The organism is Glycocaulis sp. (assembly GCF_051859565.1).
Lineage (GTDB): Bacteria > Pseudomonadota > Alphaproteobacteria > Caulobacterales > Maricaulaceae > Glycocaulis.
Genome location: NZ_JBHYFK010000005.1, coordinates 1 through 14,558, shown reverse-complemented (window position 1 = coordinate 14,558; position 14,558 = coordinate 1). Strand labels below are relative to the sequence as shown.

Sequence of the window (14,558 nt, the reverse complement as noted above, 5' to 3'; positions counted from 1 at the left end):
CGCACCCCGTCGCCCGGCCCTCGCCAGCGCCCCTTTGCTTGACCCCCGGGCTTTGCCCTGTCAACGTTTATGTTAGCGCTAACAATAAGCCAGGAAGAACTGGCACGCCAGCGAGGGGCAGTCCCGTCAAAGGCGAGGCCACGAATTGATAAAAGGGGGGACGAGACATGACACGCTTTTCCATGCTTGCCGGGGCGGGCCTCGCCGCGCTGCTGGCGGGCTCTGCCATCGCCGATGAGCCGGGCGCACTACGCTTCAGCCAGATCGGGTTTGAAGCAGGCGGGCACAAGCGCGCCATCCTTGTCTCGGACGCCTCGACGCCGCTTGCCTGGCAGATTGTAGACGCCTCCGGCGCGGTAATGGCCGAAGGCCAGACGGCGCCGTTCGGGGCGGATGAATCCTCCGGCCAGAGCGTCCACCAGATCAGCTTCTCCGGCGCGATTGAGGCGGGCGAAAACTACCGCCTGATCGTCAACGGCGAGGAGAGCCGCCCGTTCGCGGTATCAGAGCGGCCCTGGCATGACCTCGCACGGGACTCGCTGAACCTCTTCCACCAGAACCGGGCCGGGATCGCCATTGAGGAACGCAATGTGGAGCGGCCAGACCTTGCCCGTCCCGCCGCACACGAAAACGAGCTGCTGACCTGCTTTTCCGGCGCGGACATGGCGGGCAATCACTGGACGGGCTGTGATCATTCGCTGGACGTGACCGGCGGCTGGTATGATGCGGGCGATCACGGCAAGTACGTGGTCAATAGCGGCATCACGGTGTGGACGCTGCTCGATGCCTATACGCGCTTTGGCGCGGCCTATGGCCATGGCACACTGCCCATTCCGGAGGCGGGCAATGGCGTCAATGACCTCCTGGACGAGATACGCTGGAATCTGGACTTCATGCTGGCCATGCAGATCCCCGAAGGGGTGACCATGGACATGCCGGTGGGCCCGCTGACCTCGCGCGAGGGGCTGGTCTTCACGGTTACCGACGTCTCCGGCATGGCCCACCACAAGACCCATAACGAGGTGTGGACGCCCCTGCCCTACGCGCCGCACACCGATGATGTGCCGCGCTATCTCTACCCGCCCAGCACAGCAGCCACGCTCAATCTCGCCGCGGCGGCCGCCATCGGCGCACGGGCCTGGGCCGATGTGGACGCCGAATACGCAAGCCGCGCCCTTGCCGCCGCGATGCGCGCCTATGACGCCGCGCTCGCCAATCCGGCCATCTACACCCCCGGCACGTTCGATGGCGGGGGCGGGTATGGTGACGCCGATGTGAGGGACGAGTTCTACTGGGCCGCCGCAGAGCTCTACGCGGCGACGGGCGAAGAGCGCTATCTTGATGATGTGCGCGCCTCGCCGCACTTCCTGGGCGCGCCCGGTGTTGAAGGCTCGCCCACAGGCAGCATTGCCTGGCCGAGCGTCGGTGCGCTCGGCACCATCACGCTCGCTACGGTGGAGACGGGTCTCAGCGATGCAGAACGCGAGACGGCCCGCATCAATCTCGTCACAGCGGCGGACCAGTATCTCGCCGTGCGGGACAGCGAAGGCTATGCCATCCCCTTCGGCCCCGGCGATTATGTCTGGGGATCGACGTCAAATCTGCTCAACCGCGCGGTGATTATCGCGCTCGCGCACGAGATCACCGGCGAGGCGCGCTATCGCGAGGCGGTGGTCGATGCGATGGACTATATTCTAGGGCGCAACGCGCTCGATCAGTCCTATGTGTCGGGCTATGGCGCGCGGCCCATGCGCAACCCGCATCACCGCTTCTGGGCGCATGCCGCAGACCCCGCCTTCCCCCTGCCGCCAGCGGGCATTCTCTCAGGCGGGCCGAACGATCAGAACATGTCAGACCCGATCGCGCAGGAAATGCGCGGCGCTTGCGCGCCGCAGGCCTGCTGGGCGGACCATATCGACTCCTACGCCATGAACGAGGTGGCGATTAACTGGAACGCGCCGCTCTTCTGGGTCGCAGGCTGGCTGGACGCGCAGTGAGAGGGCGCCCCCACACGTCATTCCGGCAAGAGAGATGTCCTCCCCCGTTTACGGCGGAGGTGTCAGCGTAGCTGACGGAGGGGGGAGCTATTCGGAACAATCCCCCCCTCGCCGCTTCGCGGCACTCCCCCCGCAAGCGGGGGGAGAAACCACACCCGGAAAACTCGAACCTCTACTCCGCCGGGCAGATGGCGTCGCCCTCATTGGAGGCAAGGCGCGCGGTTTCAAAGCTGATCGTGGCAGGGCCATCGGCGCGCAGGGAGAAAGGCTCCTCCACGGCGTTGATGACGGTGCCCAGATCGCGGAAGCAGGACAGGCGTACCTTGATCTCGCGCCAGCTTCCGGTTTCGCCCATGAAGGGCGTGAGGTCGATTTCCGCCTCGCCCACACCCAGCCACACACGCCCCTCCGGCGCGCTATCGGCGCGGTAGCGCAGGAGCAGTGCCATCTCGCCATTGGCCTGACGGGTGAGATCCACCGCCGTGCCCCAGGCCAGCGCACGGGCCGGGCCGGTGAAGGCGAGCGCGCGGGCGGACTCCTGCGCCGAGCCATCAACAGTGCGCATGGCCACGGCCCCGCGCGGGCTCTCACCCGATGGCGCAAGGCCCGGACGGTTGTCCCCGCCCTCGTCACGCAGCAGAAGCGACCAAGGCGCGATGAAACGTCCTTCGACGAAATACCGGTCCGGATTGGCGGCATCGCCGGACACGCCGGACTCTTCAGAGAGCACGTCCAGCGCGCCATCGTCGGCATAGGTCAGGCCAAAGCCGTAGGCAAAGAGCGGGTCGTAATCTGCCATGTCCCGGTTCAGCGGTGCCTGCAGCGCATGGCGCGGCCAGGAGAAGGAGAGCGTGCCGGTAAAGTCATACCGTGCCTCGCCCGCCTCATCCCCGATCAGAACATCGGCCACGCCGCCGCCTTCACTGCCCGGCAGCCAGGCCGCGACAAAGGCGTTGGAGGCGTTGATCTCCGGATTGGTCCACATGGGACGGCCCGAGATGAACACCGAGACGGTCGGAATGCCCGCTTCCTGCAGGGAACGCAGCACGCGCAAGGGTTCCGGGTCAGCGAAAGCCAGATGATCAAGATCACCCTGGAACTCGGCATAGGGCGTCTCGCCGAACACCACGATGGCGACATCAGGCGCTTCGTCATGGCTGCCGTCAGCGCTCAGCACGGCGGTGCCGCCCGCTGCTGTCACGGCCTCCTCGATGCCGCCCCAGATGGAGGTGGCACCGGGGAAATCGGCATTGGTTGTCCCGGTACCCTGCCAGCTCAGTGTCCAGCCGCCTGATTGCTGGCCGATATTGTCCGCCGCACTGCCAGCGACGAGCACGCGCGCGTCGGGACGGATCGGCAGGACGCCATCATTCTTCAGAAGCACGAGCGACTGACGCACCGCATCGCGGGCAACAGCGCGGTGTTCCGGCGCGCCGATGAGGTCATAGCGGCCTTCCAGCGGGCGTTCGGTCTCGAACAGTCCTGCACGGATTTTCACCCGCAATATGCGGCGCACCGCCTCGTCCAGACGTTCCATCGTGATCGCGCCGGAGCGGACCTGTTCGAGCGTGTTGTAGTAAAGCGGCCGCCAGCTATCGGGCGCCATGAACATGTCGATACCGGCGTTGAAGGCTTCCGGGCAGCTCTCATTAATGCAGCCGGGAATCTGGCCGTGCGCATTCCAGTCAGAGACGACAAAGCCCTCAAAGCCCAGCGGCCCGCGCAGCACATCATCCAGAAGCGTGTGATTGCCGGTGATCTTTACCCCGTTCCAGCTGGAGAAGGAAGCCATGACGGTCAGCACGCCCGCATCAATGGTCGGCGGATAGCCCGCATTGTGTACGCGGATCAGCTCTTCCTCCGAGATCGGGGCGTTGCCCTGATCGACCCCGTCCACTGTGCCGCCATCGGCAAGGAAATGCTTGGCCGACCCGGCAATGCGGCCAACGCCCAGCACCTCGCCCGCGCGCAGCTCGCCCTGCAGTCCCAGCGTGACCGGACCGGCATAGCTCGCGACGATCTCGGGATCCTCGCCATAGCCCTCATAGGTGCGCCCCCAGCGCAGATCGCGCGGTACGGCCACCGTCGGGCCGAACGTCCAGTCCGCGCCCGTGGCGGCGACTTCGAGCGCCGTTACTTCCGCGATGCGGCCCACCAGCTCCGGGTTCCGGGCTGCGCCGAGGCCGATATTGTGCGGGAAGATGGTCGCGCCGATGACATTATTGTGCCCATGCACGGCATCGATCCCGAAGATCAGCGGGATACGCGCGCCTTCACGCGCCTCGACCGCCGCGCGGAAGTCACGCGCCAGCTGCACCCAGTCTTCAGGCCCGGCCCAGTTGCGGCCGCCGGGCGCGGAGTTGCCCCCCGCCAGGATCGATCCCAGCGGATAATTGGCCATGTCTTCAGGCGTAACGGCAGAGATGTCGGCCTGGATGGTCTGGCCGACCTTCTCCTCCAGCGTCATCTCGGCAAGCAAGGAGTCGATAAAGGCTTCTGTGGCGTCATCCGTGATCGCCGCAGGCGTTGCCGAACGCGGCCAGACAGCCGGATTGGCACGCGCGTCGGGAGGCAGATCCACCAGCACGCCGCGCTCTGCGGCGCCTGCGTCAGCATCCAGCGCTGCCTGTTGCACCGTCTCGGCGGCGGGCTCTTCGCAAGCCCCCAGCCCCATCACACCCAGCAAAGCCGCCAGCGCGGCCGTATCTCTCAAGCCCATGACATTCCTCCCCATCTTCTGTTTTCCAGCGGGCCTTACGGCCTTGGTGCAGCCGCGATCAGCGCGTCGGCGATCGCCTGACGCAGAGGTTTGGGCTGAAAATTGGAATCGTAGGGCGTCGGGCGCTTGGCCACCCCGTCTTCACGCACCCAGTGTTCCTGATACCAGGAATACTGATCGGCCATCCCCCACACGAGGAAGTCCTTGGTCTGCGGATAGGAGAACATGATATCCAGATAGCGCCGCGCAAGCTCGGCTACCTCGCGGTCACGTGTCTCGATATCGGCCGGCAAATTCTTGTCATGCACGTCAAACTCGGTGATCGAGAGGCTCAAGTCCTGAGCGACCACCGCATCGAGGAACTGCCGCCACGTGTCCTCACGCGCGGTATCAAAGCCGGTGGAGTAATCATAGTTGCCAGAACCGATATGGCTCTGCACGCCCAACCCGTCGATCGGCACACCGCGGCTTTTCAGGCGCTCCAGAAGGCGCAGCACGCCCTCCTGCTGGCGCTCATAGCCCGCCTCCCAGCTCATATAGTCGTTATAGAGCAGCTCGGCGTCCGGATCGGCCTCCTTGGCGACGTGGAAGGCGAGATCGATCACCTCTTCACCGAGATAGCGTGACAGCGCAGTCTGGCGGAAGCGGCCAGCCTCGTCGATGGTCTCGTTGACAACGTCCCACGAGTAGATGCGGCCCTTGTAGCGTTCCACCAGTGTGCGCACGTGCTCAGTCAGCATGCGCTCGGCTTCACTCGCCGGGCGGGAACCGAAATCGTGATTATTGATCCAGTCCGGGAACCAGTCCGTGTGATGCCAGAGCAGGGTGTGCCCGCGCATCTCCATGCCGTTTTCCTCAGCAAAATCCATGATGATGTCGGCGCGTTCGAAATCAAATGTCTGCGCATCGGGGCGCGCGACATACCATTTCAGCTCGTTCTCGTGGACGAGAACGCCGCACTCATTGATCAGGAGTTGGCGGTATTGCGGATCATGGAAAGCCCCCGAAACTGTGCCCGGAGGGCTTACCCCGATGGCGCTGCCAAAACGCATCCCCTTGGCCTGAGCCAGTTCGTGCAGGGACGGTCCGCGATCCTCGCGGCCCATGACGAGGCCCGGTGCCCCCATGGCCGCCAGTCCGCCCGCGCCAAGGGCCAGGGTCTGTCTACGCGTCAGCATGATATCACTCCGCAAGCTGCTTCTTCTCTGGCGGCACCGGGTCAGTACCGCTCCCCTCTTCCAGCGTGCCAAGACGGCCCGCCTCTCTTGCCTTGCGCCCGTACACCCACTCGAAAAGCGGCGTGGCCATCAGTGTGGTCACCACTGCCATCAGGACGAGAATGGAGAACAGGGCCGGGCCGATAATGCCCGCCTGCAAGGCGATATTGATTATAATAAGCTCCATCAGCCCGCGCGCATTCATCAGCGCGCCAATGCCAAGGGCGGTCGCATTATCCTGACCGGTCAGGCGTGCCGCCGCCCAGCACGCACCGAACTTCGCCAGAACGGAGGCAGCCAGCACCGCAATCGCGATCAGGACCAGCTCCGGGCTGCTCACCAGCGTCAGCTGCGTATGCAGGCCTGAATAGGTGAAGAACATGGGCAGGAACAGCACCACCGCTACCGGCTCCAGGAGGCGGCGTATCTCGGCAGCAAAGAGCCCGCGCGGCATCACCGCCCCAAGAAGGAAGCCGCCAAACACTGCATGAATACCGATTGCATCCATCGCAAACGCGGCCAGCAGGAACAGGACCAGCGTAATCGCCAGCACGCCGTGGCTGACCTTGCCCTCGCGTTCCACCATACGGCCGAGCGGGGCGAGGAGGCGCGGCGCAAGCGTGACCATGAAAACGGTGAAGGCAATCGCGCCGGCAATTGTGATCCACGCCGCGCCCATACCCCCGCCAAAGCTGGCAACGACAATGGCAAGCACGATCCACGCAGCGGCATCGCCAATGGCACCCGATGAGAGTGAGAGCGTTCCAAGCGGCGTGCCGGACAGGCCGCGCTCATGAATGATGCGGGCCAGCATGGGGAAGGCCGTGATAGCAATGGCCGCGCCCATGAAGAGGCTCGCCTGCAGCCGCGTGGCGCTGTCCGAAAACAGGCCCGGGACTTCCATCAGCCACGGCGTCAGCACCACGGCGATAAGGAAAGGCGCTGCGATGCCGGACAACGAGACAGCTGCAGCGCTGCGCGCTCGGGCACGAAACTCATCGCTCTGAAAGCCAAGACCGACAAGGAACATGTAAAGCCCGACGCCGAGCTGCGCTCCGGCATAGAGAATGCTGCGGGATTCTTCGGGAAAAATGACCGCCTGAAACTCTGGCAGGAACAGACCGAACAGGGACGGTCCGAGAATAATGCCCGCAATCATCTCGCCAACGACTTGGGGTTGGCCGAGATAGCGGCGCGCCAACCATCCCACTGCCCGGCAGGCCGCAATGATCACAGCAAGCTGGGCGAAAAAGATTACGCTGAGCTCTGCTGCACTCATTATTCCTCACCCCTTTTTGCCTTCATGGAGAAGAAGAAGGCGTGTGGTCCAAGGCAAGCCTCTGACCACACGCCCACCAGGAGGAGACCTCTTAGTAGCTGGCGCGAACCACGAAGGTGTAGCGCCGGTCGTTCATGAACCAGGACCGCGGAGCGGTCAGCAGGTTATTGTCGAGCACCTGACTGGTGCGCGTAACCTCGTTGAGCAGGTTCACGCCTTGGACGCCAATCCGCACGTTTTCGTTGACGGAGAAGAAGATCGACCCGTCAAGCTGACCCGTGGATTCCTGGATGATGGGCGCGTATGGCACGATTACGTCGCGCACCGTCACCACAAAGTCCGACCGCCAGGCATAGGCCAGACGCGCCGACCAGCGTTCGCCCTCATAAAAGGCTGCAAAGTTGGCCGTGTGCTCCGACAGACCCTGCAGCGGCAAGCGGGACGTATCTACATTGGCCACATTGCCAGCCGAGACATCCGGGTCGGTCGCCGACAGGGTGGACTGGCTCACGCCCGAGGAGTCCACGTAGGTGTAGTTCGCCTGAATGCCGAGGCCGTTGAACGGCGCTGGCAGCATGTCATAGACCTGCTGGTAAGCGATCTCGAAGCCCTGCACCGTGCCGGTGCTGTCGGAGTTGACGGGGGTGGTTACCACCGCGTCGAAGGTTGCTCCGTTATTGGTAAAGGCCAACCGCTCGGTGCCGTTTGTGTGGACATCGTGCAGGCGCTTGTAGAAGAGCGACAGGGTGAGCGAGCCAACATCGGCGAAGTACCACTCAGCGGACAGGTCGAAATTGTCTGAGCGGATCGGGCGCAGGTTAGGATTACCCACATTGAATCGCCCCGTGGGCCGGCCATCTATGATATCCTGAGCATTGGTGGACAGCTCGATATTATAGAAGTTCCGGGTCAGACCGATATCCGGCCATGTTAGCGCCTGCGAGAGGCCGAGACGGAACTGCAAGCCGTTTTCAAGCCTCAGCACCGCATTCAGGCTCGGCAGCCAGAAATCATCCGTGTAACTCGCGTCATTAGCCTCTAGCGTACCATTGGCAAATGCCCGGGCGTCGGCTCTCACCTGCGGGTCAAGCTGACAGAAGGTGGACGGAGTCTGGTTGGGATCTGCCGCCTGGGCTGCGCATTCCGCGTCGGACAGGAAGCCCTGCTGGTTGAATGACAGCCAGCCGCTCGCGGTCCGGTCGAAGCTCACATAACGCACCCCGAAATTGCCGCTCAGCCTGGCGCCATTATTGAAGTCGGCACCGTAGCGAACCATGGCGTAAAGCGCATCGGTCTGCTCGCGTGACGGGTTGATTTCCTGCAACTGGAAGGGCGAGTCCGCGCCTACACCGCAGCGCAGATGCAGCGGCTGCCAGTTCTGCGGCTGGCCGCAAGCCGTGTCAGGACGCCATGAGTCATTCACGCCGCGCGCATAATCGATCATGCGCTGGTAGTCTTGGACGATATTGCTGTTCCAGAACAGACGCGGCTGATCGCCCGTCGGCACCGGCACCTTGCCTCGCATGAAGTTATCGAAGCCGAACGGGCTGTGATAATCGGCGAGATTACCAAGACCGGGTACATTCCCGTCCAGCCAGATCGGGCCGCCACTGCCCCACTGCTCGGAGATGACACCCCAGTTATACTCCGAGAACCGGGTCGTCTGGTTGCGGATCGAACGCCGGGCGCCAAACCGGATCGCCTGCAGCCAGTTATGATTGAAGTCGTACTGGGCATCGAACCGGAAGGCGTCGAGCGTGCCTTCGCTACGTTCAATATGATCCATGGCCGAGCGGGTGAATGTCGCCGCCGGTGAACTCAGATTGGTGTGACCGGGGTAATCCGGGCAGTCATTGGCCGTAACCGTGCATGGAACACCGGCAGGCGCCTCGCCAGGATTTCCTGGAGCTATAAATCTGCCGGGATTGTGGAAGCGTACGACCGGAATCCCGCTGCCGCGCAGCTCGATCTCGGCATCCTGATATGTGGAGTTCCAGAGAGTGAAGTCGAGTACGTCAACCGAAGACTCGACACGCTGGAAGTCGAAGTTGAACGACCAAGGCCCTTCCGGCGCCCAGCGCAGATTGAACCCGTAGTCGGTCGTTACATACTGCTGTTGCTGGTCCCTGCGGATATTATTGCTCTGCAGGCCCCAGCCCGGCGTACGCACCCCGCGTGAGCCTGGCCCGTCGAATTGACCGTCACGCCAGCCCGTATAATCGCTTGTGATCAGGCCGGACGTAAACACGCCGTCCGGGCCGAAGGAAAGCGTGGTGCCGGGGAAGGCACGGGAGTCGCCTTGATCGGCCACGTTGTCGGTCGCGATTTCGATCGCGTGCTCGGTCCAGGCCTGCCGGGAGTCCGAACGAAGGAACTGCGCGGTCGCCTCAATGGTCCTGTCCGGGCTGCGCCACTGAGCTGCCGCACCGATGCCTTCACGCTCGCGCTCGAAATCCTGAGTCCGGAACGCCGCACCCCGGGGGAACCAGACCGTACCGACCGGCGAGGCCGAGCCGTCATTGATCACGTCACCATTATCGTAAAGGGTGCGTTGGCCGAAATTGGAAATCTGCTGGCCATCGCTGCGCGCGCTGAGCTGCGAGTTCACATAATTGATCAGAAAGCCAAACTCGCCGGAATTTGCGGTTTCCCAACGATCAGAAAACAGCGCGGATACGGTCGGCTTCCACTCTTCCGAGAAGTCGCCATAACTACCCTCGACAGAGGCCGCAATCATGCGCCCGGATGAGTCAAACGGCACGCGGGTGCGCAGGTTCACGCTGCCCGAAATGCCGCCCTCGACCATATCGGCGGACTGGTTTTTGAACACATCGACGCCGCCGAGGAGTTCGGCCGGCACATCGGCGAAGCTGAGTATCCGGCCATTATTGGCGCTGAACGTGTCGCGCCCGTTAAGTTCCGAGCGGACCCACGTCAGGCCGCGGACAACCACACCGCTGCCCTCGATCGAGAAGTGATCCGGGTCCACGCCCGCCTGGAAGCGGTCTATCGACACACCGGGAACACGCTGAAGCGCCTCGGTGACGGAACGATCCGGCAGAGCGCCGATGTCCTGGGCGGTAATCGAGTCTACGAACACTTCCGAGTCGCGCTTGATATCCTGCGAGGTCTGCAGGCTGGCACGAAAGCCCGTGACGATGATCACTTCGGCCGTTGAGGCCTCGGCGCCATCATCTTCCTCGTCCTGGACCTGGGCCAGGGCCGGCCCGGTAAACATACAAGCCGCCAACACAATGGCCGACGCGCCCGATAACAAGCGCTCGTGCGTGGACAGCTGACGGCGGACGCACTTCTCCTCAAACGATACAAACATCAGACTTCCCTCCCCTTATGTTCGTTTATATTTTTTATGTTAGCGCTACCATTTTGGTTTGGCGCTTATGTCTGATTAATAAACCCGTAGCGCAACATTGGTCCACCTGCAACCCTTTCCGTCCTACCAAACAAAAAATTTCGCCTGGCATCGCAAACCCGCCACGCGACCAAGCCGCCCTGCGTTGACCGCATCGCGCAAGCGTGAATAGGATGCCCGGCAAAGACTGGCACACGCATAGCTTTGTCAGACAATTAGATAAGGGCGACGCCCATGAGTACGCCGGGGAGGCAGATATCAAAGGTCCTCATTGTCGGCGGCGGCACCGCCGGCTGGATGGCGGCCGCTGCACTCTCGCACAGCCTGAAAGGCACCGGAATCGCGATCGAACTGGTCGAATCGGAGGTGATTGGCACTGTCGGAGTCGGTGAATCCACCCTGCCCCATATCCGTCATTTCAACCAGACGCTCGGGATTGATGAGGCGGGCTTCCTTAAAGACACCAAGGCCACGATCAAGCTAGGTATCGAGTTCCGCAACTGGGCACGCAAAGGCGACAGGTATATCCACCCCTTCGGCGATTACGGCCATCCGGACGACACGGTAGGCTTCCACCATCACTGGCAAAGGCTGGGCGGCGAGGCGGCCATGGGGCCGATCGACGATTATTCCCTGCCGATCCAGATGGCGCGGCGCGAGCGCTTTGCACGCCCAACGACGGATATGGGCTCGCTCCTGTCCACCTTCTCCTATGCCTACCAGTTCGACGCGGCTCTCTATGCGCGCTTTTTGCGCGGCTTTTCCGAAGCGCGCGGCGTGAAGCGTACCGAAGGGCGCGTCGTGGATGTTGCTCTGGACGGGGAGACCGGCTTCGTGACGGCCATCACGCTGGAGAGCGGAGAACGCATCGAAGGCGATCTATTCGTCGACTGCTCCGGCTTCCGCGGGCTGATCATCGAGCAGGCGCTCAAAGCCGGGTACGAGGACTGGTCACACTGGCTGCCCTGTGACCGCGCCATTGCCCTGCCGAGCGCCTCCACGCACGAGCTGCCGCCCTTCACCCGCGCCACCGCGCAGGAAGCCGGCTGGTGCTGGCGCATTCCGCTGCAGCACCGTGTCGGCAACGGCCATGTCTACTCAAGCGCTTTCATGGATGATGCGCGCGCAGAAGACATTCTGATGGACGCGCTGGAGAACGAGGCACTCGCCGAGCCCAACCGTCTGCGCTTCCTGACCGGCAAGCGCCGCCAGCAATGGAGCAAGAACTGCGTCGCGATAGGCCTTGCCAGCGGTTTCCTTGAGCCGCTGGAATCCACCTCCATCCACCTCATCCAGGTGGCGCTCGGCTATCTGCTGGACTTCTTTCCCACCGGCGCGTGGGATCCGGCGGACGCGGAAGAGTTCAACCGCTCCATGAGCATGGAATACGAGCGGGTTCGCGATTTCCTGATCCTGCACTATCACGCGACCGAACGGGACGACACGCCCTTCTGGGACTATTGCCGGACCATGGATATTCCGGACTCGCTCACATGGAAGATGGAGTTGTTCCGCGAACGCGGCGTACCCACCTCCTATGAATACGGTGTCTTCCTGCCGCCGAGCTGGATCGCGGTCTATATCGGCCAGCGTATCCTGCCGAGGCGTTTCGACCCGCTGGCGCACGCCATACCGGAAGACGCAGCGCGGGCACGTTTTACCCGCATGAAGACCGAGATCGCGGCACTCGCTGAAACCCTGCCTCATCACGGGGTTGCCATCGGCATGACCCGTCCACCTGCAAGCGCGGCAAGCTGAACGATGAGCGGCGGACCGGCACATATCCTCATTGCCGGCGGCGGGGTGGCAGGCTGGATGTTTGCGCTGGCCGCTGCGCGCACGCTTCTCCCCCTCGGCACGCAGATCAGCGTGGTTGATGACGGGGTGGATGAGAGCCTTGGCGGTCACACCCTCGCGCTCTCTACCCTGCCCGGCGTTCAGGACCACCATCATGCGCTAGGCGTTGATGACATCGCGGCGCTGCGGGCGGCACGCGGCAGCTTCAAGCTGGGCGAGAGCTATACCGGCTGGACATCCGGCGGCGCGGCGATCCTGCCCTATGGGGATACCGGAGCGGATCTCGGCCCCGTGCGCTTCCACCAGCAATTACTGCGGCTGGGCACCCGCGTGCCCGATATGGACCTCGCTGGCTTCTCGCTGGCCGGAGAAGCGGCGCGGCTCGGGCGGTTTGCGCCGCCCTCACCGGACCCGGCCTCTATACTTTCGACACTCGCTTTCGGCCTCCATCTGGAAGCTGCGGGCTATGCCCGGCATCTGCGGGACGCAGCCTTGAAGGCCGGTGTGCAGACAGTCGAAGGCCGTGTGGTATCGGCAGACCGCGGTGCAGATGGCAGGCTATGCGCCGCCGTGCTGGCCGATAACCGCAAGATCAGCGCTGACCTCTTTATCGATGCCACGGGTGAGCGCGCGGCGCTGATATCGGGCGTGCTGGGCGTGGCATGGGAAAGCTGGGCGGTGCCAGGCCTCGACCGGATCGCCAGTGCCATCGCCGATCACAGCGTCCCGCCTGCCCCCCTGACCCGCAATGAGGCTTTGAGCGGAGGCTGGCAGCGCAGCGTGCCGCTCTACGGGGTCATGGCCAGCCAGCTCATCTTCGCCTCGAGCGAAATGGACGACGCCAACGCCATAACGCGCCTGGGCGGCAAGGCGGACGTGTCCGCTTTCAATCCCGGCAGGCGGGAGACGCCGTGGAAGGTCAACTGCCTCGCCATCGGCGCGGCCGCCTGTGTCCCCGACCCATCGGCTAGCGCCGAGCACCATCTGGCCGCCAGTGCAGCCTTGCGCTTCCTGAAACTTGTCCCGCACAGGGATGGCGGTGGGGTGGAAGCGCGCGAATACAACCGCGTCTTCGCCGCCGAGACCGGCTCGGCCCGCGACTTGGCAGCCCTCTTCTACACCGCCCAGACGCGTACAGAGACGCCCTGGAAGGCCGCCCGCACGCTGGAGCGTTCTGCAGAGTTTGCCCGCCACAGGGCGCTCTTTGACGCCAGAGGCCGCATTCCGCGCAGCGAGGACGGGCTTTATGACGAGGCGATGTGGGCTGCCGCCTTCATCGCCGCCAGGGTTCAGCCGCGCGACCATGATCCGCTGGCCAACGGCCTGAACCAGACCGCGCTGAAGCAGCGATGCGAGCATATCCGCCAGCTTGTCGCCAACACAGCCCAGCGCCTGCCAGCCCATGGCGACATGCTGGCCCAGCTGCACGGGGGCCGCTCATGAGCGCGCCCATAAGGCAGGTGGTAATCGTCGGCGGCGGCACGGCGGGCTGGATGGCCGCCTCCGCCCTCTCCCGCCTCATCGCCAATGGTGTCACTGAGATCACGCTCATCGAATCCGACGAGATCGGCATTGTCGGCGTCGGCGAAGCCACCATCCCGCCCATCCGCCAGTTCAACGAAGTGCTGGGGATTGATGAGCGCGAATTCCTGAAAGCCACGCAAGGCAGCTACAAGCTCGGCATCGAGTTCGTAGACTGGACCCGGCCCGGCCATCGCTACATCCACCCGTTCGGCCCATTCGGCGCGGACATGAATGCGGTGAAGTTCCATCAGTACTGGCTGAAGCTTCACGGCCTCGGCCGGGCGGCCGATTTCGCCGAGTACAATCTGTGCGCCACGGCAGCCTGCCAGAACCGGTTTGGCGGCATCGCCCCGCAACACCGCAATCCTGTCACCCAGCTTCAATGGGCCTATCATTTTGATGCCTCGCTTTATGCGCGCTTCCTGCGCCGCTATTCCGAAGCGCGCGGGGTGAAGCGCCAGGAAGGCAAGATCGTAAAGGTCCACCAGCGCAGCGAGGACGGCTTCATCGAGAGCGTCGAGCTGGAAAGCGGCCAGCGCGTGGAAGGTGAGCTCTTCATCGACTGCTCGGGCTTCAGAGGCCTTTTGATCGAGCAGACACTTCAGGCCGGATACGAGGACTGGACACACTGGCTGCCCGGCGACCGGGCGGT

At 63.6% G+C, this 14,558-nt stretch carries 8 protein-coding genes; 4 read left to right on the top strand and 4 right to left on the bottom strand.

All coding sequences use genetic code 11. The annotated features are described in order from the left end of the window. The first annotated feature begins 167 nt into the window (after positions 1-167). Positions 168-1,997, top strand: a complete 1,830-nt coding sequence (locus tag ACTIGC_RS08280) for a glycoside hydrolase family 9 protein (protein ID WP_439633952.1) — start codon at positions 168-170, stop codon at positions 1,995-1,997. Positions 1,998-2,169: 172 nt separating this feature from the next. Here ACTIGC_RS08280 and ACTIGC_RS08275 read toward each other — a convergent pair whose 3' ends face one another. The 4 genes from ACTIGC_RS08275 to ACTIGC_RS08260 form a co-directional block, all read right to left on the bottom strand. Continuing rightward, complete coding sequence (locus tag ACTIGC_RS08275; RefSeq protein WP_439633951.1) at positions 2,170-4,716, bottom strand: glycoside hydrolase family 3 N-terminal domain-containing protein; 2,547 nt, start codon at positions 4,714-4,716, stop codon at positions 2,170-2,172. A gap of 35 nt (positions 4,717-4,751) precedes the next feature. Then, positions 4,752-5,894: an endo-1,4-beta-xylanase gene (locus tag ACTIGC_RS08270; protein WP_439633950.1), complete on the bottom strand. Its 1,143-nt coding sequence runs from the start codon at positions 5,892-5,894 to the stop codon at positions 4,752-4,754. 4 nt (positions 5,895-5,898) lie between these two features. After that, a complete protein-coding gene (locus ACTIGC_RS08265) occupies positions 5,899-7,212 on the bottom strand; it encodes a cation:proton antiporter (protein WP_439633949.1) in 1,314 nt (437 codons plus the stop codon). Between the two features lie 91 nt (positions 7,213-7,303). Continuing rightward, on the bottom strand, positions 7,304-10,450 hold the full coding sequence (locus tag ACTIGC_RS08260; RefSeq protein WP_439633948.1) for a TonB-dependent receptor: 3,147 nt from the start codon (positions 10,448-10,450) through the stop codon (positions 7,304-7,306). A 369-nt stretch (positions 10,451-10,819) separates the two neighbouring features. On the opposite strand from ACTIGC_RS08260, the gene ACTIGC_RS08255 reads away from it, so the two are divergent. The 3 genes from ACTIGC_RS08255 to ACTIGC_RS08245 all read left to right on the top strand — a co-directional run. Next, a complete protein-coding gene (locus tag ACTIGC_RS08255; protein ID WP_439633947.1) occupies positions 10,820-12,343 on the top strand; it encodes a tryptophan halogenase family protein in 1,524 nt (507 codons plus the stop codon). Between the two features lie 3 nt (positions 12,344-12,346). Next, complete coding sequence (locus ACTIGC_RS08250) at positions 12,347-13,825, top strand: tryptophan 7-halogenase (RefSeq protein ID WP_439633946.1); 1,479 nt, start codon at positions 12,347-12,349, stop codon at positions 13,823-13,825. Next, on the top strand, positions 13,822-14,558 hold a 737-nt coding region (locus ACTIGC_RS08245), incomplete at its 3' end, for a tryptophan halogenase family protein (RefSeq protein WP_439633945.1). The genes ACTIGC_RS08250 and ACTIGC_RS08245, both read left to right, overlap by 4 nt.

Coding starts and splice junctions, on each gene's coding strand:
- ACTIGC_RS08270 (WP_439633950.1), bottom strand. CDS start 5,894: ATGCTGACGCGTAGACAGACCCTGGCCCTTGGCGCGGGCGGACTGGCG.
- ACTIGC_RS08250 (WP_439633946.1), top strand. CDS start 12,347: ATGAGCGGCGGACCGGCACATATCCTCATTGCCGGCGGCGGGGTGGCA.
- ACTIGC_RS08260 (WP_439633948.1), bottom strand. CDS start 10,450: ATGTTTACCGGGCCGGCCCTGGCCCAGGTCCAGGACGAGGAAGATGAT.
- ACTIGC_RS08275 (WP_439633951.1), bottom strand. CDS start 4,716: ATGGGCTTGAGAGATACGGCCGCGCTGGCGGCTTTGCTGGGTGTGATG.
- ACTIGC_RS08280 (WP_439633952.1), top strand. CDS start 168: ATGACACGCTTTTCCATGCTTGCCGGGGCGGGCCTCGCCGCGCTGCTG.
- ACTIGC_RS08265 (WP_439633949.1), bottom strand. CDS start 7,212: ATGAGTGCAGCAGAGCTCAGCGTAATCTTTTTCGCCCAGCTTGCTGTG.
- ACTIGC_RS08255 (WP_439633947.1), top strand. CDS start 10,820: ATGAGTACGCCGGGGAGGCAGATATCAAAGGTCCTCATTGTCGGCGGC.